The 25,322-nt window shown below is 46.5% G+C and carries 12 protein-coding genes; 11 read left to right on the top strand and 1 reads right to left on the bottom strand.

Annotated elements, in window-relative coordinates:
• Nucleotides 1–1,542, bottom strand: coding sequence for an arabinan endo-1,5-alpha-L-arabinosidase (locus BT_RS01790; protein ID WP_011107221.1), 1,542 nt, complete (start codon nucleotides 1,540–1,542; stop codon nucleotides 1–3).
• A gap of 155 nt (nucleotides 1,543–1,697) precedes the next feature.
• Between BT_RS01790 and BT_RS01785 the strand changes: the two genes are divergently transcribed.
• The 11 genes from BT_RS01785 (at nucleotide 1,698) to BT_RS01735 (ending at nucleotide 25,316) form a co-directional block, all read left to right on the top strand.
• Entirely contained in the window at nucleotides 1,698–5,960 is a 4,263-nt protein-coding gene (locus tag BT_RS01785) for a hybrid sensor histidine kinase/response regulator transcription factor (protein WP_011107220.1), read from the top strand.
• Nucleotides 5,961–6,189: 229 nt separating this feature from the next.
• Entirely contained in the window at nucleotides 6,190–8,499 is a 2,310-nt protein-coding gene (locus tag BT_RS01780) for a LamG domain-containing protein (protein ID WP_225011977.1), read from the top strand.
• Nucleotides 8,500–8,518: 19 nt separating this feature from the next.
• Complete coding sequence (locus BT_RS01775) at nucleotides 8,519–11,602, top strand: SusC/RagA family TonB-linked outer membrane protein (protein WP_011107218.1); 3,084 nt, start codon at nucleotides 8,519–8,521, stop codon at nucleotides 11,600–11,602.
• A gap of 12 nt (nucleotides 11,603–11,614) precedes the next feature.
• Complete coding sequence (locus BT_RS01770; protein ID WP_008760650.1) at nucleotides 11,615–13,390, top strand: RagB/SusD family nutrient uptake outer membrane protein; 1,776 nt, start codon at nucleotides 11,615–11,617, stop codon at nucleotides 13,388–13,390.
• Between the two features lie 4 nt (nucleotides 13,391–13,394).
• Entirely contained in the window at nucleotides 13,395–16,544 is a 3,150-nt protein-coding gene (locus BT_RS01765; RefSeq protein ID WP_011107217.1) for a SusC/RagA family TonB-linked outer membrane protein, read from the top strand.
• 25 nt (nucleotides 16,545–16,569) lie between these two features.
• Nucleotides 16,570–18,375 carry a RagB/SusD family nutrient uptake outer membrane protein gene (locus BT_RS01760; protein ID WP_011107216.1) on the top strand — a complete coding sequence of 602 codons (1,806 nt, stop codon included), beginning with the start codon at nucleotides 16,570–16,572 and terminating at the stop codon, nucleotides 18,373–18,375.
• Nucleotides 18,376–18,409: 34 nt separating this feature from the next.
• A complete protein-coding gene (locus BT_RS01755; protein WP_011107215.1) occupies nucleotides 18,410–20,335 on the top strand; it encodes an arabinan endo-1,5-alpha-L-arabinosidase in 1,926 nt (641 codons plus the stop codon).
• A 228-nt stretch (nucleotides 20,336–20,563) separates the two neighbouring features.
• Nucleotides 20,564–20,926, top strand: coding sequence for a hypothetical protein (locus tag BT_RS01750; RefSeq protein WP_008765457.1), 363 nt, complete (start codon nucleotides 20,564–20,566; stop codon nucleotides 20,924–20,926).
• Nucleotides 20,927–20,958: 32 nt separating this feature from the next.
• Entirely contained in the window at nucleotides 20,959–21,852 is an 894-nt protein-coding gene (locus BT_RS01745; protein ID WP_008765456.1) for an IS3 family transposase, read from the top strand.
• A 604-nt stretch (nucleotides 21,853–22,456) separates the two neighbouring features.
• The gene (locus BT_RS01740) at nucleotides 22,457–23,596 is read left to right on the top strand and encodes an aldose epimerase family protein (RefSeq protein ID WP_011107212.1); all 1,140 of its coding nucleotides are present in this window, start codon (nucleotides 22,457–22,459) and stop codon (nucleotides 23,594–23,596) included.
• 25 nt (nucleotides 23,597–23,621) lie between these two features.
• On the top strand, nucleotides 23,622–25,316 hold the full coding sequence (locus tag BT_RS01735) for a sodium:solute symporter (protein WP_008766122.1): 1,695 nt from the start codon (nucleotides 23,622–23,624) through the stop codon (nucleotides 25,314–25,316).
• The last annotated feature ends 6 nt before the right edge of the window (nucleotides 25,317–25,322 follow it).

Here is a 25,322-nt window from a genome sequence, read left to right as displayed (position 1 = left end):
TTATTTGATTCTTTTTCCCCAGACAGAACGTCCCCGGCTATCGAGTCCGGTAAAGAGAATTGTTTCGGTTTCGTTCTCCCAATCGTGTCCTGCAAAGATAACCAGATTCTCAATCTTCTCCGAGTTCAAATCTACCATTAATAGATGTTTTTCGGTCAAAAAGGACCATTTTCCATTCATTTGAACTATATTCCATTCGTTATCGGTCATCTGCCCTTTGCACGTGCCGTCTTTTACCAAAGTCACTCGGGTGGACAAGTTCCATTCCTTCTCTTTCAGTTCTCCCTCTCCCCATAAGATCTGTCCGGCTTCCAGCTGACGTTCGTATGCCGGTTCCTGCACTCGTATGATTTCCCATTCACCGACCAGATCTTCTTTGCTGAATTGACGCGAAGCAGTCCCTGCATATCTCTCGGGAGAAGCGACCGGCCAGCCTTCGGGAGTGAAGAACAACTGCCGTATATGTAACACCATTAACTGATTTTGCGGTGACAGACGTCCCTGATGTGCCATAAAATAGTTTCCTTCACCGTCAGAAAAGACGGCACAATGCGCTGTACCCGCCCATCCGGTATGGTTCTCAAAACGATATGGTGCAGTCAGTATCGGGAAGTTGTTGGTCGTATCTTTCACAGCCTTGCCAAAGTAGTCCGTAAACGGACCTTCGGCAGCATCCGAACGGCTGACACGTACATTATAAGTCGTCATCAGCGGATCATAGGAAGTGAAAAGATAATATTGTTTCAGCTCCGGATGATAGATTATTTCCGGTGCTTCGAGATTGTCCTTCCGATAGTTGGCACGCCGTGCTACAAGGTGCCCCAAATCGCCTTCGTTTAAGGCTAATCCGGTTTCAGGATTCAGTTCGACGCAATACAGACCACCGAAGAAGGAGCCGTAATGCATCCACCATTTACCAGTATTTTCATCTGCTATGACGCTCGGATCGATAGCATTCATCGCGGTAGAATCATCTGTTTTAACGATACAGCCTTTCTGCGTCCATGGCCCTTCGGGAGAAGTTGATTCGGCAAGTCCTATATAGGATGTTTTACGTCCGAATGCGGATACGCAATAGTAGAGGCGGTATTTATCTTTATAAGGGATGATATACGGTGCCCAGATATTGGTCGCCCCCTGCCCTCCTGCATGAGACTGTACCCATTGAACCGCTTCTTCCGGTATTTCAGGAAATGCCCATCCCAGAAATTCCCAATGTACCAAATCCTTAGAACGGCGCATCTGGATAAATCCCAACGGCACGCCTTTCTCTCTCGCTTCTTTCCGGTTCTCACCGAAAATCGCATCTGTAGAATACATATAATAATAGTCGCCCAGCTTCCGGCAGGACGGATCGTGTACATTGTATGTTCCCCATTGACGGTAATCTTCCATTTTGGCTACTGATAAATAATTATCATCCCAAGAATTAGCAGAAGGAGTCGGAGTAAACACGGAAGAAGTGCAACTTACAAAGAAGCTGCCTGCTACTAAAAGAACTGGCAAAAACAAGTTTTTCATAATATCTGTGTATTCGTTCATCAATTATGCTACAAAAATACGCCCCGTTTCCCCTATGAAAGGTGGACATACGAACACGATTGGTGGACAATCCGATAATCTGCTGAAAAGAAGCTCTTCCCATTTTTGTGATTGAAGAGATTCTTCTAACTTTGCCCTTATTAATACGTACATATATGAAAAAACACCTACTTATATACCTTATAATATATAGTATCTGTTCACTGGCCGGACAGGTTCGGGCACAGGAACGGTTTGCCGACCGCTATAATATTACGTATGTGACCATGAACGAGGGGCTTCCACATAATTTTATCGACGATTTGTACAAAGACAGCCGGGGGTTTATGTGGATTTCGACTGCCGGAGGCGGGCTTTCCCGTTATGATGGCTATGAGTTTGTAAACTACACTCCCAATAATCACCAATGCAAACTAAAAAGCAACTTTATACGCAATGTCTGTGAAGACGCCTTCCAACGCCTTTGGATCGTCTCCGAAGGGGGAACGGATATTATTGACTTATCTACTTTAAAACCGATTATCCCCCATGACCCGAAAGGGATACTTCCAAAGATACTGGAACTACCGGCTACCCGTATCATGAAAGATACGCAAGGCTGTATCTGGCTTCATTGCGACAACGCCCTTCACCGTATCGAATTCAATGACAAAGGGGAAGTGCAAATCCTGTCTACACTCAGCCCTGTCTATCTGAATGGTCCGGACATTGCTCTGAAAGACATTGACGAGGATGGGAAAATATGGATGGGAAACAATGGAGAAATACGAAAAGTGGCATTAAGTCCGCAAAAGAGACTGGTAACCACTCCCATAGCCGACTGCCTGAAGTTCGAAGCGGGAACTTATATTTCGGATTTCCTCAGCAAAGAGAATGAAGTCTGGATCTCCAGTGACCGCGGACTATTCCGCTATAATAAAACTGGAAATGTGATAAAACGATATGAGCATGATTCCGGCAATCCCTATTCCCTGTCGCAAAATTATCTGACAAATTTAGCTATCACCGATGACAAACAATTAATCGTCGCGACACTACGTGGTATTAATATCTATAACCCGATGACGGATAATTTTGAACGTATAGCCTGTGACCTTCCAAATGGCGGCACCAATCTGCTGAACAGTAACTTTATTAATTGCATATTGACTGATGGAGAACATATCTGGTTCGGTACGGAAACCGGAGGTATCAATCTGTTGAATCCACGGCAACTATCGATACGGAGCTACCGGCATGACAAGGAAAATCCGTCAAGTTTATCCTATAATCCTGTCAATGCAATTTATGAAGATGTATACGGAACCTTATGGGTAGGGACAGTAGAAGGCGGACTGAACAGAAAAGAACGGAACAGCGAAGATTTCACCCATTATACACGTGAACACGGAGGGCTGAGTCACAACTCCGTCAGTGCCCTGACTGCCGATACCGACAATCACTTATGGATAGGTACATGGGGAGGAGGTCTCAATCTGCTTGATCTGAAAGCTCCCCGACAGATACTGGAGGTAATTTCCTCACAGACCGGCGGAGGCTTTCCGATTAACTTTATCGGAGTATTGAATTATGACCCTATTAATGAAGGTATATGGATAGGCGCCAATCAAGGACTCTATTTTTATGATCCGGTAAAAAAGGAAATAACTGCTCCGTTACCGGATAAGGCTGCTGAAAATATTCATGGCTGTATCGGTTCCATTATTGATAAGGAGGGTAAACTTTGGGTCGGTTGTCTGGAAGGGGTTTATATCATCGATCTGCATTCCCGTTCCTCTAAAGGAGAATTCCAGTACAGGCACCTGAACTACAAACTGGACGATCCGTCCTCCCGCCTGATTGAGAAAATAACCTGCTTTTATCAAGGTAAGGACGGTACTTTATGGCTGGGCAGTAACGGATATGGCATTTATCAACGAAAAATCGATGCTCAAGGAAAAGAACAGTTTATCTCTTATAGCACAGCGCAAGGACTACCGAACAATAGTGTTCGGGGAATACTGGAAGATAACAACGGTAACTTATGGATCAGTACCAATAATGGACTCTCCTGTTATCATCAGGCAGAGAATCGTTTCATTAACTATACCATACAGGATGGTCTGATTGACACACAGTTTTATTGGAACGCCTCATGCGGTTCTTCTCATGACTTACTCTATTTCGGCAGTGTAGGCGGATTGGTTGCAATCGAAAGTAATCGTCCGGCGATGTCTCTTCCAGCTGCCAAAGTACGTTTCACCCGCCTGCGGATAGGTAATGAAGAAATATTGCCGGGCAGCGAATACTTGTCGGAAGATATTGCCATAACGACGGAACTGAAACTGCATGAAAAAGAGAAATCTTTCTCACTCGAATTTGCAGCGCTCAACTTTGAATCAAACAATACAGCCATATACAGTTATCGTCTGGTCGGTTTTGACGATAAATGGGTACAGGTTCCGGGCAACCGTCGTTTCGCCAGTTATACGAATTTACCTCCCGGTTCATATACTCTACAGGTCAGATACACTCCTGATGGTGAGAACGAGGGAGAAAACATAACGGAACTGAAGATTACGATTGTACCTTATTTCTATAAGACTGTATGGTTTATTCTATTCATCATCGTATTGTTATCTGTCAGTGTATGGCAATTCTATCAATGGCGCATCCGTAATCTGAAACGGCAGAAAGAATATCTGCACCGCACGGTAGAAGAACGTACTCATGAACTGGAACAGCAAAAGCATCTGTTAGAAAATCAAACGGATGAGCTGTCACGCCAAAACCAGATGCTGATTCAGCAGAATGAGAAAATCACGAGGCAGAAGGCACAACTGATTCGTATGTCCCGTAAAGTGCAGGAATTGACGCTTGACAAGATTTCATTCTTTACGAATATTACCCATGAATTCCGCACTCCGATTACTCTCATTATCGGTCCTATCGAACGTGCGTTGAAATTAAGCTACAATCCGCAAGTCATTGAGCAATTGAACTTCGTGGAACGCAATTCCAAATATCTATTGTCTCTCGTCAATCAGTTGATGGATTTCCGGAAGGTAGAGTCCGGCAAACTGGAGATTGTGAAGACTCGGGGAAATTTTCTGAAATTTATCGATTCACTGATCACTCCGTTTGAAGTATTCGCCCAAGAGCGGAACATTGTGCTCAAACGCTATTACCGGATGGAAATGCCGGAGATCTTGTACGATGAGGAAGCAATGCGTAAGGTGGTCACCAATCTGTTGAGTAACGCTATCAAGTTTACTCCTAACGGGGGAACTGTGTCTCTCTACCTATCTGCTCTTTTCGCCAAAGACAGTGAAAAAGAGACTCTGTATATTTGCGTCAAGGACAGTGGTTCGGGCATCCCTGAGGAAGACCTCAATCGGATTTTCAACCGCTTCTACCAGTCGCAGAATCAAGTGAAATATCCGGTATACGGACAAGCAGGAACAGGCATCGGTTTATACCTCTGCAAACGGATTGTTCAAATGCACGGCGGAGAGATCAAAGCATTCAATAACCGTCATGCGGGATGCTCTTTCCGCATCCTCCTCCCCTTGCAACGAAATGAAAGGAAAGACGAAAAGACAATCATTATTGATCACAACGATTCGTCCGCAACTCCTGTTCAGGATTCCGGCTCTCCAAAAGAGAAAGAGGCTTTAAGCATACTGGTTGTGGAGGATAATGCTGATATGCGGGGATATATCCGGTCTATTCTTCGTGAACAGTATCATGTACTGGAAGCTGCCAATGGCGAAGAAGCATTACATATACTTAATAGTAATCCAATAGACTTTATTATCAGTGATTTGATGATGCCCGTCATGGACGGAATCGAGCTGTCCCGAAGGGTAAAGGAGACATTTGCCATTTCGCATATTCCTTTCCTGATGCTGACCGCCAAAACCTCACAAGAAGCCCGACTGGAAAGCTATCGTATGGGAGTGGACGAATATCTGCTGAAACCTTTTGATGAAACATTATTATTGGCCCGTATTCAGAATATTCTGGAGAACCGGAAACGATATCAACGTAAATTTACGCTTGATATGGACGTGGACGTACTTAATATGGAAGAAGAATCCGGTGATAAGAAGTTCCTCAATCAAGTAATGGAAGTTATCAAAGAGAACTACAAGAACTCCTATTTTGAAGTCAGCGATTTTTGTGAAGCCGTCGGAGTAAGCAAAAGCCTGCTGAACAAAAAACTGCAAAACTTAATCGGTCAGTCCGCCGGACAGTTCATCCGGAATTACAGACTGAACATCGCACGGGAATTGATTCTGAAGAATCGGGAAACGAAGAATATGAATATAGCGGAAGTTGCCTACGAAGTAGGATTCAATGATCCCAAATATTTTACAAGATGCTTCACGAAACATTTCAATGTGACACCAAGCGCACTGCTGAATAACGAAGAATAACTGATATAAGGGTTGCTATTATGAAACAATGATAGCAGCCCTTCGTCTTAAAATGAGCTCATTTTAAGAGACATCCGTCCAAGATTATACTCAAAGTGTAAAAAAGACACTTATATAACCGTTTATCCACCTCGAAAATTCATTTGTCCACCTTTAATATACTCATCGGTTGTATTTTTGCGACACTACAACGAGTAGAATTATTGTTGAACCATTAATATCAATATCTATGAAGACAAGGAAATGGCCGTTACTACTTATGGCAATTCTTACCGTTCTCAGCATGAGTTCTTGTCAGGATTGGGGAGAAGCCGATCCACCGGCAGGAAATCAAAAACTTCCAGCAAAGCCGGATACCTCCGCTAAATTAATAGCTGAATTTACATTTGACGAAGATTTCAACTCTACTGCCACCGAAGGCAAAACACCTATATCGGGGGAAGGTTTTGCATACAGTGCAGATCAAGAGATTCCGGAAATCGTACAAGATGATGAAAGAGAAAGTGGAGTTATGCACGCCAACGGCGGATACCTCCGCATTCCCAACCCTCTTATCGGTGCAGATATCCAGACAGGAGTCTCATTTAGTTTCTTCGTAAAATCTACTAAAACAGACCATACAGGCGCACTGATCTCATTCAGTGACGGAACAAACAAACTGTATTTCACTGCAAATGCTTTTTTGAGCTATACCGGCACAGGAGGCTATCTGGACGTAAATGATCCGGAAGTCAGTGTAACGAACGCAATGCCTTACGGGACATGGCATTATGTTGCCTTGACTTTCACAGAGAAAGGATACGCCATTTATATCGATGGCACCAAGAAATACGATACCAACAACCATGCCAGCATCAGTTCCGGAAAGACAAGGGCTGTGAGCGTAGGTGACTTCGATTATTCCAATATGATCGATTTATTGTCATCTGCGACCTATATATATTTAGGCTATGGTTCGGATACGGAAACAGCCGAAGCCTATTATGATGATCTGAAGATCTGGACAAATACTTTCTCGGACAGCGATGCTCAGGGACCGAATATCGGTAGCGGAATACATGTGCCCGATCCTGTTTATAAAGCTACTTTCGAAACGACTACCGGACTACAGATCATTGGCGGTGGCAGCTTTGTTACAGATGATAATAGCGCCTTCGGAACCGTATTCAAGAATATCCCCGGAGGAATGCGTCAGAATTACTTGTTGCTTCCGGAAGATGTAATGTCACATTCTGCCGAAACGAAGGAAATGTCTATCGGTATGTGGGTGAATGCGAAGGATGCCGGAATCTCATCCACTTATATGTGGTCACCATTATTCAGTGCTCACGGGCAGGCACCGGGCATAGCAGGTACTGCCAATACAGACAACTGGCCTATGTTTGCATTGTATGTAAGAGGAACATTACAACTGAATAATGCCGGATGGTGCAACTTTGATGATGCACAGAATGTAAATGGTACCAATGCTCTATATCATGACGCCACTGACTGGTTAGCCGATCACGGGTGGCATTACTATACAGTAACTCTCACCGCTACTTCCGCCAAAGTATATATGGATGGCGAACTGAAGAACGAATGGCAGGTGGCAGGTACCGGAGATAATAATACAATTGAAGGTGCATTCATTTATGGTGCCAACTACAAATACATCACTTTAGGCGGAAATCAGGCGTTCGACTGGGGCGATCCCGATCCGGGATTCATGTTTGACGACTTCGCAGTCTATAACAAAGAATTGTCTCCGGAACAGATCAAACAGATTATGGAAGACAAGACTTTGGCTCTGCCTACTCCTGTCTACATCAATACCTTTGAAGAAGGAACCGGAGATGCAAAAATCGTAGGTTCGGGCAAAATAGTTTCAGTGGAAGACAAAGGGTTCGGACAAATATTCCAGAATGTAGCCGGTTCTAAAGGCACTAATTATCTGATGTTGCCTCAGGATGCTCTTTCCCACTCCGTAGAATCTCAGGAAGTGAGTATTAGTGTATGGGTGAATGCCAAGAATGCAGGAGCATCGGACGATTATCGCTATTCTCCCCTATTCACGGCATACGGAAACGAGCCGTCGGCAGGATCAGAGAATATATGGCCATTGTTTGTCCTGCAATCCCGCGGACTTGCCCAAATAAACTGTAACGGATGGACAGACTTCACCGCCGCACAAAATGAGAAAGGTGTCAACACCGTTTATTGCTCGGAATATGCAGCAGATGGAATCGTTTGTGAGGAAGACTGGCTGAAGGATCATGAATGGCATCTTTACACAGCCGTTCTCACGTCTACCACCTGTAAAATCTACATTGACGGAGAAGTCGCCAACTCATGGACAGTATCGGGCAGCGGTGACGGCAATACCATCTCCGGAATATTCACCAACGGTGCAGACTTGAAATACATCTCATTGGGCGGAAACCAGGCATGGACATGGGCTGACCCTGATCCCGGATTTATGTTCGACGACATCGCTATCTACAACAAAGCACTGACAATCGATGAGATACAGGCTATTATGAAAAAGAAAAAGAATTAAACCTTAAAGTTTAGTATACATGAAAAATTTTATACTGATACTCTGCCTCGCCACATTCAGCCAATGGGTGTATGCGCAGAACAAGCAGATCACCGGACGGGTAGTTGATACCAAAGGCGAAGCCGCCATTGGTGCAAGCATACTTGAAAAAGGAACTACAAACGGAACCATTACCGACTTTGACGGTAATTTCAAACTGACGGTCGGACCGAAAGCCGTGTTACAAATCAGTTATATCGGTTATAAGACACAGGAAATACCAGTAGCCAACAAGACGAAACTGAATATCACTATGGAGGAAGACACGGAAGTGCTGGATGAAGTCGTAGTGGTCGGATACGGTGCGCAGAAGAAAGAAAGTGTGGTAGGTGCCATCTCGCAGGTTTCTTCCAAAGAACTGTTGAAATCTCCGGCAGCCAATATTTCACAAGCGATTGCCGGTAAGATTTCGGGTGTAATCACTTCTCAGACTTCCGGTGCGCCGGGGGCTGACGATATGAAGATTTATATCCGTGGCCGTGCTTCTTTCGCAGGAGACAACCAGCCGTTGATTTTAGTAGACGGTGTAGAACGCGAGTTCTCACAGATTGCTCCGGATGATATCGAATCGATCTCTACGTTGAAAGATGCTTCCGCTACTGCCGTATATGGTGTGCGTGGTGCAAACGGTGTGATGCTGATTACAACAAAACGCGGTAAGGAACAGAAACCGACTGTCAGCCTGACCGCCAACTGGCAAATACAGTCCCCTACCCGCCAGGATACTTATCTGGATTCTTACAATTCGGTTGTATTGCTGGAAGAAGCGCTGGCTAACGACGGACTGCCTTCTCAATATTCGGCATCCGACATCGAAATGTATAAAAGAGCCTCAGCAGGACAACTCAGCGGAATCGATGCCCTCCTCTACCCGAATGTAGACTGGTATGACACCGTTTTGCGAAACAGTGCACCGGCACAACGCTACAATGTCAATATACAGGGCGGTACCAAACGTATGCGTTACTTTACTTCTGCCGAATATTATAACCAACAGGGATTGTTCAAGGAATTCAGTCAGGACGAATACGGAAACAAGTCAAACTCCAGCTTCAAGCGTTTCGCTTTCCGTGCCAATCTCGACTTCCTGATGACCAAAGACCTGACTCTTTCCGTCAACTTCGGGACACGTTTCGAAGAACGCAGAGGACCGAACTCGAATGAATCGAGAGACGGAACTTACAGTCAGGCATTTTATGAAATGAATCATACACCGGGATGGTTGTTTCCGGTATCCTATACCGTAGGTGAAGGTGAAGACCAGAAGACATTGTACAGTGGCAGTTCACAATACCAGAATAATATCGTGGCACGTTTTGCCAAAGCCGGTTTCTACCGCTCCACCAATACGATCAATGAAACAAATTTCATTGTGGATTATAAGATGAACTGGCTCACCAAAGGGCTGGCAGCAAAAGGAATGTTATCTTTCGACTACGACGCTTACTATAGGCGTGCTTTCAATGCCGACTTTGCCACTTATGAGCTGAATGACCGTACTAATTACAATTCAATAGACGCCTATACCCAGTTCAATACGGACACGGAACTTGCTTATCTGGGCAATGACCAGACTACCACTTATAAACTTTACATGGAATTCCAGCTGAACTGGGCACGAAAATTCGGCAAACATGACATTACCGCTATGGCACTGTACAACCAAAATGACTACCGTTATCAGGCAGACCTTGCCGAACGTTACCAAGGACTGGTAGGGCGTGCCACATACGGCTACGACGACCGTTACCTGGCAGAAGTCAACTTCGGCTATAACGGTTCGGAAAACTTCATGCGAGGCAGACGCTTCGGTTTCTTCCCTTCTTTCTCCGTAGGATGGAGAATCAGCAACGAAGCTTTCATGAAAGGAACGGAGGAGTGGCTGAACAATCTGAAGATCCGTGCATCCTATGGTGAAGTAGGTAACGATGTATACAAAGTGAATGGCGTAAAACAACGTTTCCTGTATCAGGCAGTGTGGACACAGATAGCCAACGACTATCACTTCGGAACAACCGGATATACCGGTATCTATGAAAGCCAGTACCCTAACTATGCAGTGACTTGGGAACGTGCTCACAAATACAACCTGGGACTGGAATTTGGTTTATGGAACGGACTGCTGAACGGTAATATCGACGTATTCTACGAAAAGAGAAACGATATCCTGACTCCTTATCTCACCCGTCCGCAATGGGTTGGCGTCAATATGGCTGCCGGCAATCTAGGAGAAACCAACAACAAGGGTTTCGAAATCGAACTGAAACATGCGAACCATATCGGAAAGGACTTTACCTATAATGCAAGTCTGACTTTCTCACACGCCCGCAATGAAATCCGGAACATGGACGAACCCGCCACAAAGACAGCTTATCGCAAACAGGAAGGTCATCCGATCAACCAATACTTCGGTCTGGTGTGCGATGGTTTTGTGACCCAAGCCGACTTGAACAATCCCGATTTTCCGGTTTCTACTTTCGGCAATGTACAGGTAGGTGACCTGAAATACCGTGATATGAACGGAGACGGATTTATCGATAGCCGTGATGAAACATTTATCGGCTATAGCGATGTTCCCGAAAACACTTACGCCTTGTCTCTGGGATGCGAATACAAAGGCATCGGATTCAGCATCATGTTTCAGGGAGTAGATCATGTTTCCAGATATTATGATGCGGAAGCAATGTACGCTTTCGTGAATGGCGGTAAGGTAAAAGAACATCATCTGAACCGCTGGAATCCCAACCAGTCGGAAGCATACAACCTTACCCATGCCAGTTATCCGCTGCTCCATTATGACAGCTACGGCGACCATAACCAGCGTAAAAACTCGTTCTTCCTGAAAAACGGTAACTTCCTTCGTCTGAAGAATATCGAACTAAGCTACTCGCTTCCGGCCCGATGGATCAGAAAAGTAGCCATGAACGAATGCCGCGTCTATGTAAATGCAAACAATCTCATCACGTGGGATAAACTGGATGGTCTTTGCGATCCGGAAAGTGAAGGTTCCAACCGTTACCCAATTATGAAGACTGTGAACTTTGGTGTAAACATTAAATTCTAACAGATATAAGACATGAAAAAGACAATCATATATACCGCCTTTTGGTTGGCAACCGCCGGAATCGCCCTGACTTCCTGTGAAGATATATTCGGTGGTTTTCTGGACAAACAGCCCAGCAACGAACTGACAGAAGAAGAGGTATTCAGCCAATGGACTACTACCCGTGAGTTCCATTTCGATACTTACAACTTCCTGCGCCACGGTGCCTGCCGCATCAACAACTCATGGATGGATGCAGCTACCGACTTAGCCGAAACCAGCTACGCCAGCGGCGGCACGCGTACAAGTTTCAACATCGGTAACTATTATGCCAGCGGTGCCGCCACTGAACTCACCGGCACATGGGAACACTATTACCGGGGTATCCGCAAATGCAATATGCTGTTAAAGAACATCGACGACGTGCCCAAAGCTACGGATGACTCGGAAGAAGCACACGCTACCTATGTGAAACAATACAAGGCGGAAGCTCATTTCCTCCGTGCTTATTTCTACTGGGAAATGTTTCTCCGCTACGGTCCCGTCCCCCTGGTTACAGATGTACTCGATCCGGACGGAGACTTGCTCAGCAACTATACCACCCGCCCTTCCTTGAAAGAATATGTAGTTGACTTCATTCTGAAAGAACTGAAAGATTGCGAAGAAGGATTGATGGATAAAGCTACTTCTGCCGAATCGGGCAACCCCGGACGTATCAGCCAGCCAATGGCACGTGCACTGTATTCACGTGTCATGCTCTACATGGCAAGCGACCGTTTCAGAAGTGAATCGGGTATCAGCTGGCAGCAAGCCGCCGATGCAGCGCAAAGCTTCATGACGGATTACGGAACACTCTACGGACTCTACACGACTGATACCGATCCGAAGACATGCTATACCAACGCCATCCTGAAGAACGCACATGACGAGAAAAATAATGAAACGATCTTCTGGCGTAATGATGTAGCTGTAGGATGGGGAGCGATCTATAACGATACGCCGGTAGGCGAAGGCGGCAACGGAGGTTTGTGCCCGTCACAGAATTTAGTGGATATGTACGATATGGCGAACGGACAGTCTCCTTTCAGCAGTTATGATGAAACCGGCGCCCCTGTTTATAATGGAACAGCCACTCCGGCCATCAACAATGCCAGCGGATACAAGAGCAATGATCCTTACAGCAATCGTGATCCGCGTCTGGCGGCAACCGTGCTCTACAACGGTGTGAATTGGGGGAATGGTATAATTAATGTACTCAAAGGACAACGGGATAACCCGCAAGGAAATGCAAATGCAACGCCGACCGGATACTATACCCGCAAGTATATTCCGGAAGTGATCCTGAACAATAACCATACCGGCAGCAACTACCGTAACTGGATTATCATCCGCTATGCGGAAATCTTATTGAACTACGCAGAAGCCTTGAATGAAGCTGGCGGGTCACGTGCGGACGTACTGAATGCCATCCAGCCTCTCCGCGACCGTGTAGGGATGACTGCCAAACTCACAGACCGCAGCGATCTTCAGACCATTGCCGACCGCCGTAACTTCATCCGCAAGGAACGTACCGTCGAACTCGCTTTTGAAGATCATCGCGCATGGGACGTACGTCGCTGGAATGTAGCGGAAAAAGCATTGGCACGTCCTATCTACGGAATGGAGGTTACCAAGGAAAACGGAAAGTTTGTCTATACACGTAAAGTTGCCCAGAACCGGGTATTTACGGAGAAAATGTATCTCTACCCGATACCGGAAGGAGAAGTATGGAAAACGAATATCGAAAACAACCCGGGTTGGAACAATTAACTGAATGAATATGCAACCGATGAAATTAAATAACATACAGACAGGATTCAAAAGAATCCTGCTCACCGTAGCCACAGTTTTCATGCTGGGCAACGGATGGGCGCAAGATGCTAAAGTCCTGAAAGGACGAATCGTAAATGCAGAGGGTGAACCTATCGCAGGTGCGGTGGTCAACGTAGCGGAAGCAAGCCGCATCGCACTCTCGGACAAGGACGGTTTCTTCACTTTGAAGAATGTAAAACCTGCCGACGAGCTTTATGTAAGCAGCGTAGGTTATCTGCCGGCAACAGCCATTGCCGACTTTGATGAGAACTTCAAGATTGTCATGGATGCCGACCTGGATGAATATGCTCATACGACTCCGCTTCCTTTCAACCGCAAACCCAAGAAGTTTGTGACAGAGTCCACCTCCATCGTCACCGGAGAAGAACTGGAAAAACATCCGGTAACCGTTTTGCAGAATGCGTTTACCTCCACTGTCACCGGTGTAGAGACGTATGAGGCGCAATCCGAACCGGGATGGAGTGAAACAGCTATGTATATCCGTGGCATCCGTACCATGAATGCCAGTGCACGCAGTCCGTTGATCATCGTCGACAATGTGGAACGTGACCTCTCATTCCTCGATGCCTACCCTATTGAATCGATTACGATATTGAAGGATGCCGCCGCCACCGCTATCTATGGAATGCGTGGAGCCAACGGCGCAGTACTCGTAACGACCAAACGCGGAGAAACCGGTAAGACTAAAATCAACTTCACACAAGAAGTCGGCTTCCAGACTATTGCCGGAATTCCCGAAAGCCAGAATTCTTATAACTATGCGCTGAGCCGTAATCAGGCACGATACCTGGACGGATTAAGTCCCGAATATTCCGATGAAGACCTGAAATACTACCGTCGTGTCTGCAACGGTGAGCAGTTGGAAGGAATGGCCAAATACAAATACTTCAATACGAACTGGCACGACACCATGCTGCGGGATGCAGCTCCGCAATACCGTACCAACCTGTCTGTCAGCGGTGGTAATGCACGTGCACGCTACTATGTCTCCTTCTCTTATCTCCGCCAGGAAGGTTTGTTCGACACCAAATGGACGGAATGGAACGAAGGATACAGCACACAGGAAGTATTGAACCGTTACAACCTGCGTTCGAACATCGACATCGATGTAAACAAGTTTCTGAATGTATCGATGGACTTGGGCGGACGTATCGACAATATCTCCCAACCGGGCATTGACGTATGGAACCTCTTTACCTGGGGAGCCGGCGAAAATCTTCCGGTGTATCCCGTATTCTGCCCGAACGGTGAATTCTTTATGCCAACCAGCAGCGACAGTAAAAACGGTGCCGCACAAATCGCCGGACGTGGTGTGGAGCAGAACCGCCGCCGTAACCTCTATACAACCGTAACGGCTACCGGAAACCTGGATGCCCTCGTTCCCGGACTGAAAGCCAAGATGACGTTCAGTTTCGACTCTTACGAAACATTCCAGAAGGTGCAGCAAGCCGATGTCAATGTCTACTACTATAACTATATGGCTGATGTCAACGACCCGTCGGAATATACATACCAACGCATGAGAACGTACAAAGCATTGCCCAATGCCACCACTTCTCCACGTGACTATTACTATAATCTCAATATGAACGGCGGACTGGCATACGAACATACATTCGGCAAACATGCCGTCAATGCCCAGGCTTTTATCCGTACTTATCAGAATGTAGTACGCGGACAGGAATCATCCAACCGCTACCTCTCTTACAATGCACAGGCTACCTATGTATATAACAACCGGTATATCCTTTCCGGTAATATCTCCCGCATGGGCAGTGATAATTATGCCGACGGCGAACGCTTCGGAACATTCCCCGGCGGTTCCGTGGGATGGGTACTTTCCGAAGAATCATGGCTGAAGAACTCGTTCGTGAATCTCCTGAAACTCCGCGCATCCTATGGACGGGCAGGACAAGCCGTAACAGGCGTCAGCCGCTACCCGTACCAAGGTACATTCACCGAAGGAGGCGGATATAATTTCGGTACTTCCCAATCTTACACGGAAGGTGTATATGAATCGACAGCCGGCAACAAGAATATCAAATGGGAAATCTCAGATATGGCAAACTTCGGCGTTGACTTCGACTTGTGGAACAAGAAAATCTACGGTTCTGTGGACTTCTTCAAGGAATGGCGTTCCAATATTCTGGTATCCCGTTCCACCGTGCCCGGCTTATTCGGTGTAAACGCTCCGCAAGACTCTTACGGCAAGGCCGAAACGAAAGGTTTTGAGATCACTTTAGGACATAGCAACCGGATCGGTGATTTTGAATACTATATCGACGGTATGCTGACCTTCAACACCAACAAGATCACCGAAATGGATGAACTGACTCCCGATTACGCTTATCAGGCAAGAACCGGCAACCGGATCGACCAAAGCCAGCTCCTGATCTGGAAACAATGGGCCAGTAATCCCGACCTGATTCCGGAGTCGTATGAAGATGCCGTTGCCAATCCTCAGAAATATCCGTGGAACGCTGCCGGTAAATACAAGCTCGGCAATGCCGTATTCCAGGATACGAACGGCGACCGTAAAATAGACAGCTACGACAAAGTACCGACCGGATACACAAATATTCCGGAATTAATCCCGACCATCCGTTTAGGTTTCAGTTGGAAAGGTTTCGACGCACGTGCCGTGCTGACGGCTTATCTGAACCGCACCGTTCCCTGTCGCGAGAATATGGACTATGGTTTCGGCTGGGGAGGTACTTCCACTCATGAAATCACCAACACATGGGGATATTATACCGATGATCCGACAGACCCGCGCAATATCAACGCCAAATATCCGCGTTTGTCTACTTCCTTCAGTGACCTCGACCGGAACTATCCTTACAATGAGTCTACCATCTGGGTAGTCAATGGAGATTTCCTTTCATTGCGCAATGTGGAAGTCGGCTACTCACTTCCTGCACGATTGATTTCTAAAGTCAATATGACGAAATGCCGTCTTTACTTCAGCGGCTACAACCTGTGCAACTGGAGCCATCTGCCTAAAGGCTTTGATCCGGAAAACCCGACCAACTATATCTGGGCATATCCCAAGACACGTTCATTTACGTTCGGTGTGAATATCGGATTCTAATCATTCAATAAAACAGCAAAGAATTATGAAAAGAATATCAACTTATATAGTTACTCTGGTCCTCGCACTCGCAGGCAGTTCGTGCAGCGACTACCTCGACAAAGAGTACGATGCCTCCTTATCTGAAAAGAAAGTGTTCAATAACCAGAACCTGACACGCGAGTTCCTCGCCAACATCTACACGAATCTGCCGGACGGACTGGCGCCACTGTCGGACGACCAGTTCACAGGTGCTTCACGTGACTGTATGACGGATAATGCAGTGACCTGCTGGGGACTTCATTATTATACAAAGATCGGCAGCGACGGATACACCGCCGGCGACCATCCCCTGCTGGGCTTCTGGAACACCGACTTATACGGGATTCGGAAATGTAATATGTTTCTGAAGAACGCCAAGGCATCCGTAGTAGGAAATACGGAGAAAGACGGCGATGACAACCGCCTTTACGACCGTTACTGTGCAGAAGCCAGACTGCTTCGCGCTATCTTCCATTTCGACTTAATCTGCTGGTTCGGCGCTGCCCCTGTCATTGCGGAAGATGAATCCGGCGAACCGATCATCTTCGACTTGTCCGATCCTTCGGCAATGAACATGTTCCGTACTCCCGCTGCCGAAGCACTTGAATGGGTAGCCGACCAATGCGACCAGATCAAAAACCAGCTCCCTTTCCGCTACAGCGATGAAGCATCCAACTGGGGACGTGTCAACGGAGCCGCCGCTTATGCTTTAAAGGCAAGAGCCCTGCTCTACCGTGCTTCCAAACTGAACAATCCGGACGGCAACACCGCATACTGGGCGAATGCGGCGCAGGCAGCAGCCGACTTCATCACTCAGAATAACAAGCAAAGTTACCCTTACCGACTGTACAATACGGGAAATCCGGAGAATGACTATTACGAATGTTTCACGACCAATCCGGTATACAACAATGAAATTATCCTTGCACGCTCTGTATGGAATACCAATCAGGTAGAAAAAGTATTCCTGCCGGTAGGCTTTACCGGTTCTTTCTCCGGAAACGGACGTACCAACCCGACACAGAATCTGGTGGACGCTTACGAAATGAGCAACGGCAAACGGATCGATGAGAACGGCAGTACCTACGATGCCGCCAATCCGTATAAAGACCGTGACCCGCGTCTGGCACAAACCATCTTCTATCAAGGCATGATGTGGGGACGTGCCGACAAAGAAGAAAGACGTGCCATCGACGTACGCTACAACTCGGATGCGGACAAAGGAGTGGATTACACCTCAGCCATGGGAGGCACCTACACCGGATACTATCTGAAAAAGTTCGTGAATAACATTTCCTGCAAAGAACCGGCCACCTATCCTCACGCATGGATGATTTTCCGTTATGGCGAAATTCTGCTGAATGCCGCCGAAGCCTATAATGAAGCGGAAGGTCCTGCCAAGGCATACAGTTACATCAATGAGGTACGCGCCCGTGCCGGTATGCCGGCCTACGCAGATATGTCGCAAAGTGAACTCCGCGAACGTATCCGCAACGAGAGACGCATCGAACTGGCTTTCGAAGATCATCGTTTCTTCGATGTACGCCGCTGGAAACTATATGACAATGTAACCTCTACGGGAGAAACCGGAAAGCCCCGTTACAACCAGTTGCTGAATCTTTATGGAGTGAAGGTCACCGGCAACGCAGATACTCCCTCCTATACCTTCGGACTGGCAGAAACGGTCAATTCACGCACGTTTGTCAATCCCAAGAGTTACTATTTCCCGATACCTGCCAACGAAGTGAAACGGGCACCCAATCTGGGACAGAATCCGGGATGGGACACCGGAAGCGCTTCTAACGAATAAACATCAAAACAATCTAAAAAAGAAAGACTGAGATATGAAATACTTAAAGACCATCTATCTTCTACTCTGTTGCACGCTCGCTCTGGCAGCGTGCAGCGACGACGATGAAAACTCCGCATCAGGAGCTTTAAGCATCACAACGCCGGCATATACGAATGTGGGGTATAACAAAGCAACCTTATCCGCCAATATCAGCGGAACGGAAGGAGTGAATATCGTCAAACGGGGATTCTGCTACGCCACGGCATCCCATCCGGACATTTATGACACGACCTCCGAAGTCAGAGGATCGGAAATCAGTACGACCCTGACCGGCCTGACTCCACAGACGACGTATTACGTAAGAGCCTTTGTCACCCTTTACAACGAAGAGCCCAGATACTCGGAGGAAACTTCTTTCACGACTCCCGCCGAGACACTGAGCGATGAACTGGCAGCGTACGAAGCACCCACGTATGTAGACGACTACACAAGTTTCTCAGCCTGGAGCAACCGTTATGACTGGAACCTTGCCAACGTACACGACCCTACGGTAATGAAAACCGATGACGGATATTACTATATGTATCAGACAGACGCTTCTTACGGCAACGCGCACAGCGGAAACGGACACTTCCACGCACGGCGTTCCAAAGACCTCGTAAACTGGGAGTACCTGGGAGCAACTATGAGTGAAACGCCCCCGACATGGATCAAAGAAAAGCTGAATGCCTACCGTCAGGAGATGGGACTGGAACCGATTGACAATCCGTCTTACGGATACTGGGCACCTGTTGCACGAAAAGTATCGAACGGAAAATACCGTATGTATTATTCCATCGTAATCACGAACTACATCCAAACCGGAAAACCGGAAATTGAGAACAACGGCAACTTTGACGGTTCATGGACCGAACGCGCGTTTATCGGACTGATGGAAACTTCCGATCCGGCAAGTAATATATGGGAAGACAAAGGATTCGTTGTCTGCTCTGCCAGCGATAAGGGAAAGACGGATTATGGGCGCAGCAGCATCAATGACTGGGAAGGGTATTTTAAAATCAATGCGATCGACCCTACTTATATAATAACGGAAAATGGCGAACACTGGCTGATCTATGGTTCATGGCACAGCGGTATCGCTGCCCTACAGGTAAATCCGGAAGACGGCAAACCGCTGAATGCTTTGGGAAATCCCTGGGACATCACAGGGGAAGACAATTCGGGTTATGGAAAGATAATCGCCACACGTGGCACCAGCCGCTGGCAGGCATCCGAAGGTCCCGAAGTGATCTATCGTGACGGTTATTACTATCTGTTCCTGGCTTACGGTTCACTGTCGGTAGAATATAATACACGTGTCTGCCGTTCTAAAAACATCGACGGCCCTTATGTAGACATACACGGAAATTCCGCTATGGGAAGCGCGCAACTATATCCGATACTGACTGCTCCTTACCGGTTCGACAACAGCTACGGCTGGGTAGGAATTTCCCATTGCGGCATCTTCGATGACGGAGCCGGCAACTGGTTCTATACTTCACAAGGACGTTTCCCTGTGAACGTAGGCGGCAATGAATACTCCAACGCCATCATGATGGGACATGTACGCAGCATCCGCTGGGATGCCAACGGCTGGCCTCTCGTTATGCCCGAACGTTACGGAGCCGTTCCGCAAGCGCCTATCACGGAAAATGAAATAGCCGGAGACTGGGAACATCTGGCATTGACCACCAGTACGGGCACCCAACGAACGTCCGAAACGATGACTTATGATCTCGGTACGCATAAGATAACTTCCGGCAGCTGGAAAAATGCTACATGGACATTTGATGCAGCGACTCAAACCATCACGACAAGCGCCGGAGTAGTACTCTATCTGCAACGTGAAGTCGACTGGGAAGCCAGTCCGCGGACACATACGATTGTGTATGCGGCCCAGGGTAATCAAAAGACATATTGGGGGAAGAAACTCCAATAACCCTCTATAGAAAAATAAATATGTGTTTTGCTGTCACCGTCACAAAGCAGAGCATAACTCGCTTATAATGAAGAAGTAAAGCAGTGACAGCAACTAGTGACAGCACTGTGATGGCAATTTTTGCTGTCACAGTGCTCTATATCTACCGGACTTTGCCGACAGGTCATGCGTAGTGTCTTACCCTGGATTTGGTTGACTACTATAAGTATCAACTAAAATGAATAAAAGATGAAAAAGAGTGACATGACCTTTAGTCCTTATCAGCTTGAACTTCTTGGCGATTTCTATCGTTCGAATTTCTCAGTTTCTCGTTTTGCCCAAGAAAAAGGGATTGCCCGCATTACATTTTGGCGTTGGGTTCGTATCTTTGAGGATTCTAATCCTGAAATATCCGCTTATATGAAAAAGAACAAGTCTCCCAAGTCCTCGGATGAATCCTCCTCAATTACTGCCTTACGTCTTGAGAATGAGCGTTTACGTGCAGAGCTTAAAGATGCTAAAATGCGTGCGCACGCCTTCGATACGATGATTGATGTTGCCGAGGAGATGTTTAATCTTCCTATCCGAAAAAAAGCTGGTACCAAACAATAAAAAGGCTTTGTAAAGGGAGGCATGCCTATACGGTGGTCTCTCTTTGCAAATTGTTTGGTGTAACAAAGCAAGCCTTTTATAAGTATGTTGACCATAGTACGGATAGTTCGGCCCGTGAACGTTTTGTTCTTGAGTTTGTCAAACGTGTGCGTTCAAAGGACCCTGGTATTGGGGGGATGAAACTTTGGCTGATGTACCGTAATGAGTTCGGCACCAGCCAGGCCTTTGTTGGGCGTGACTGTTTCTGTGCTATATTGTCCAAGTATAAGCTGACAATACGCAAACGTTTTCGGGCTCCACGTACGACAGACTCCTCTCATCACTTGCCACAGTATCCTGATTTAACCAGGACATTGCTATTAGAACATCCTGATCAGCTGTGGGTTAGTGATATCACTTACATTACCATATGGTTGCCTGACGGCAGTTATGTGTTCTGCTACCTGTCTCTGGTGACAGACGCCTATACGAAGGAGATCATTGGGTATTGCGTAGGTGATACTCTGGGAAGCTGTTACACAGTGGAAGCTCTGGAAATGGCAGTCAGACGCATAGCTGCAAAGGAGATTAAGGGTTTGATCCATCACTCCGACCGAGGCGTACAATATGCCAGTGCGGATTATATTGCCATATTACGACATAACGGGATTCTTCCCAGCATGACAGAGGATGGCAATCCCAAGGACAATGCCATAGCTGAGCGTGTGAATGGCATTATAAAGAATGAATTGCTGCAAGGAATGCGCTTTAGTTCAATACAGGAAGTCAGAAAAGCTGTAGCAACAGCCGTTCACTTCTATAACAACGAAAGGCCTCATATGAGCTTGGATATGCTTACCCCGGTACAGGCAGGAGAAATGCAAGGACCTATCAGGAAAAGATGGATAAGCTACAGAGAAAAGTATCTGAATGTAGCACTTGCTTAAAAATAAATATGTACATTTGCTTATGAAAAGACCAAGAATGCCCTGCTAGCGGGATAGAAAGAGGAAAAAGGGTGAGTTCCTTTCTTTTTTCTTCTTTCAAAGAGAAGAGTCAACCGGTTAAAGGAATAAGAAAAAAATAAGTAAACCGGAGGCAGGAATAATAAATAATAAAGTAAACAGCTGCCAGGGTTAGTAATATTTCTAGTCAACACATAGCAGCTATTAGAGATAAACAAGTCAACCATTATTAGGGAAGTACATAGGTCCATTCGTTTCCATATGCCGGAACCAACAGTTCCAAGCGGATGAAACTCTAGTTTCAAGCAGAGGAAACTTTAGTTTCAAACTGAAGAAACTTTAGTTTCAAGCTGGTGAAACTCTGGTTCCAAGCCCCAGAAACTATCCAGCTCTATATAGAAAGAGAAAATGCAATATAACGATCCCGCTCCGAAGACAGGAACATGCGATAGTTTTATACGTAACAGTAAAGTTCTTATCCTTTTATGTTGCACAACATATAAGAGTGTATTTGATACACCAAACAAAAGTGTTACTTTTACACCCAAAATAAGATAAGCATCTCATTTACATTAAAAATAAAACCATGAAAAAACATTTTCTAATTGCAGGAATTGCCGCGCTGATGCTTGCCGCGTGCAATAACAAGCCGGCTTCCGAGCTGACTTTATCCGGTCTTGACCCGGCAAAATTTCAAACAGAAGTGAACAATGCCCAAACAGCTCTTTATACCTTAAAGAATAAGGCGGGTATGGAAGTATGCATCACTAACTTCGGCGGACGCATCGTGTCCATCATGGTGCCCGACAAGAACGGCAAGATGCAGGATGTAGTTTTAGGTTTTGACAGCATTGCTGATTATATTAATGTACCCAGTGATTTCGGTGCTTCTATCGGCCGTTACGCCAACCGCATCAACCAAGGGCGTTTTGTACTGGACGGAGATACCATCCAACTGCCGCAAAACAACTTCGGCCACTGCCTGCACGGAGGCCCGAAAGGATGGCAATACCAAGTATACGAAGCCAACCTTATCGATCCGACAACACTGGAACTGACTCTTATCTCTCCGGACGGTGACGCGAATTTCCCCGGAAATGTGACTGCTAAAGTAACCTATCAACTGACAGATGACAACGCCATCGACATCAAGTACAGCGCTACTACCGACAAAAAGACAATCATCAACATGACCAACCACTCTTACTTCAATCTGGCTGGTGATCCATCAAAAACATCGACAGACAACATCATGTATGTAAATGCAGATTACTATACTCCGGTAGACAGCACCTTCATGACAACCGGCGAAATCGCTCCGGTCAAAGATACTCCGATGGACTTCACTACTCCGAAAGCGGTAGGCAAAGATATCAACAACTACGACTTCGTCCAACTCAAGAACGGCAACGGATATGATCACAACTGGGTGCTCAACACCAAAGGTGACATCTCGCAGGTAGCTGCCAGACTGACGTCTCCCGAAACCGGAATCACATTGGAAGTATATACCAACGAACCGGGTATTCAGGTATACACAGGTAACTTCCTCGACGGAACCGTAAGCGGAAAGAAAGGCATCGTTTACAACCAACGTGCTTCTGTCTGCCTCGAAACACAACACTACCCCGACAGCCCCAACAAAGCCGACTGGCCGTCCGTTGTGCTGGAACCGGGACAAACGTACAACAGCGAATGTATCTTTAAATTCTCGACAGAGAAATAATATTAACTTATAAATCAAATTTATTGTGGAAGCATTAGATTGGCTAGTAATTGGAGTCTTCTTTTTGGCTCTGATAGGTATTATTGTTTGGGTAGTCAGACAAAAACAAAATGACTCGGCAGATTATTTCTTAGGCGGACGTGACGCAACATGGCTTGCGATCGGTGCCTCTATCTTCGCATCAAACATCGGCTCGGAACACTTGATCGGACTGGCGGGAGCAGGAGCTTCAAGCGGTATGGCGATGGCTCACTGGGAAATTCAGGGATGGATGATCCTGATTCTGGGATGGGTATTCGTACCTTTCTATTCACGAAGCATGGTATACACGATGCCGGAATTTCTGGAACGCCGTTACAATCCTCAGTCACGTACCATCTTATCGGTCATCTCACTGGTAAGTTATGTATTGACCAAGGTAGCAGTGACAGTATATGCCGGCGGACTGGTATTCCAGCAAGTATTCGGCATCAAGGAACTCTGGGGAATCGACTTCTTCTGGATTGCCGCCATCGGACTGGTTGTTCTCACTGCACTATATACGATCTTCGGTGGTATGAAATCGGTACTTTATACTTCTGTACTTCAGACTCCGATTCTTCTGTTAGGCTCGTTGATTATCCTTGTGCTCGGTTTCAAAGAACTGGGAGGCTGGGACGAAATGATGAGAGTGTGCGGTGCTGTGACGGTAAACGATTATGGTGACACCATGACCAATCTGATCCGCAGCAACGATGATGCGAACTTCCCTTGGCTGGGTGCACTTATCGGTTCTGCCATTATCGGTTTCTGGTACTGGTGTACTGACCAGTTCATCGTACAACGTGTACTTTCCGGAAAGAATGAAAAAGAGGCTCGTCGCGGTACTATCTTCGGCGCTTACCTGAAGCTGTTGCCTGTATTCCTGTTCCTGATTCCGGGTATGATTGCTTTCGCATTACATCAGAAATATATCGGTGCCGGTGGCGAAGGTTTCCTCCCAATGCTTGCCAATGGTACTGCCAACGCTGACGCCGCCTTCCCTACTCTGGTAGCTAAATTGCTTCCTGCCGGTGTGAAAGGTCTGGTAGTATGCGGTATCCTCGCTGCCTTGATGAGTTCGCTGGCTTCACTGTTCAACTCATCTGCCATGTTGTTTACAATCGATTTCTACAAACGCTTCCGTCCGGAGACTCCGGAAAAGAAACTGGTGGGTATTGGTCAGATAGCAACTGTAGTGATCGTAATCCTCGGTATTCTCTGGATTCCTATCATGCGTAGCGTAGGTGATGTACTTTATACTTATTTGCAGGACGTTCAGTCTGTATTGGCTCCGGGTATTGCCGCTGCCTTCCTGCTGGGTATCTGCTGGAAACGTACTTCCGCACAAGGTGGTATGTGGGGATTGATCGCCGGTATGATCATCGGTCTGACTCGTCTGGGTGCCAAAGTATATTACAGCAACGCAGGTGAAGTGGCAGATTCTACCTTCAAATATTTGTTCTACGATATGAACTGGCTGTTCTTCTGCGGATGGATGTTCCTGTTCTGTATCATCGTAGTCATCGTAGTCAGCCTTGCCACGGAAGCTCCGACAGCTGAAAAGATTCAGGGACTGGTATTCGGTACGGCAACGAAAGAACAAAAAGCGGCTACCCGCGCAAGCTGGGATCACTGGGATATCATTCATACAGTAATCATCCTTGCTATCACAGGTGCCTTCTACTGGTATTTCTGGTAATTAAAT

It is taken from the genome of Bacteroides thetaiotaomicron VPI-5482 (genome assembly GCF_000011065.1).
In the GTDB taxonomy this organism is placed as follows: domain Bacteria; phylum Bacteroidota; class Bacteroidia; order Bacteroidales; family Bacteroidaceae; genus Bacteroides; species Bacteroides thetaiotaomicron.
This window is presented reverse-complemented; position numbering and strand designations above follow the sequence as displayed.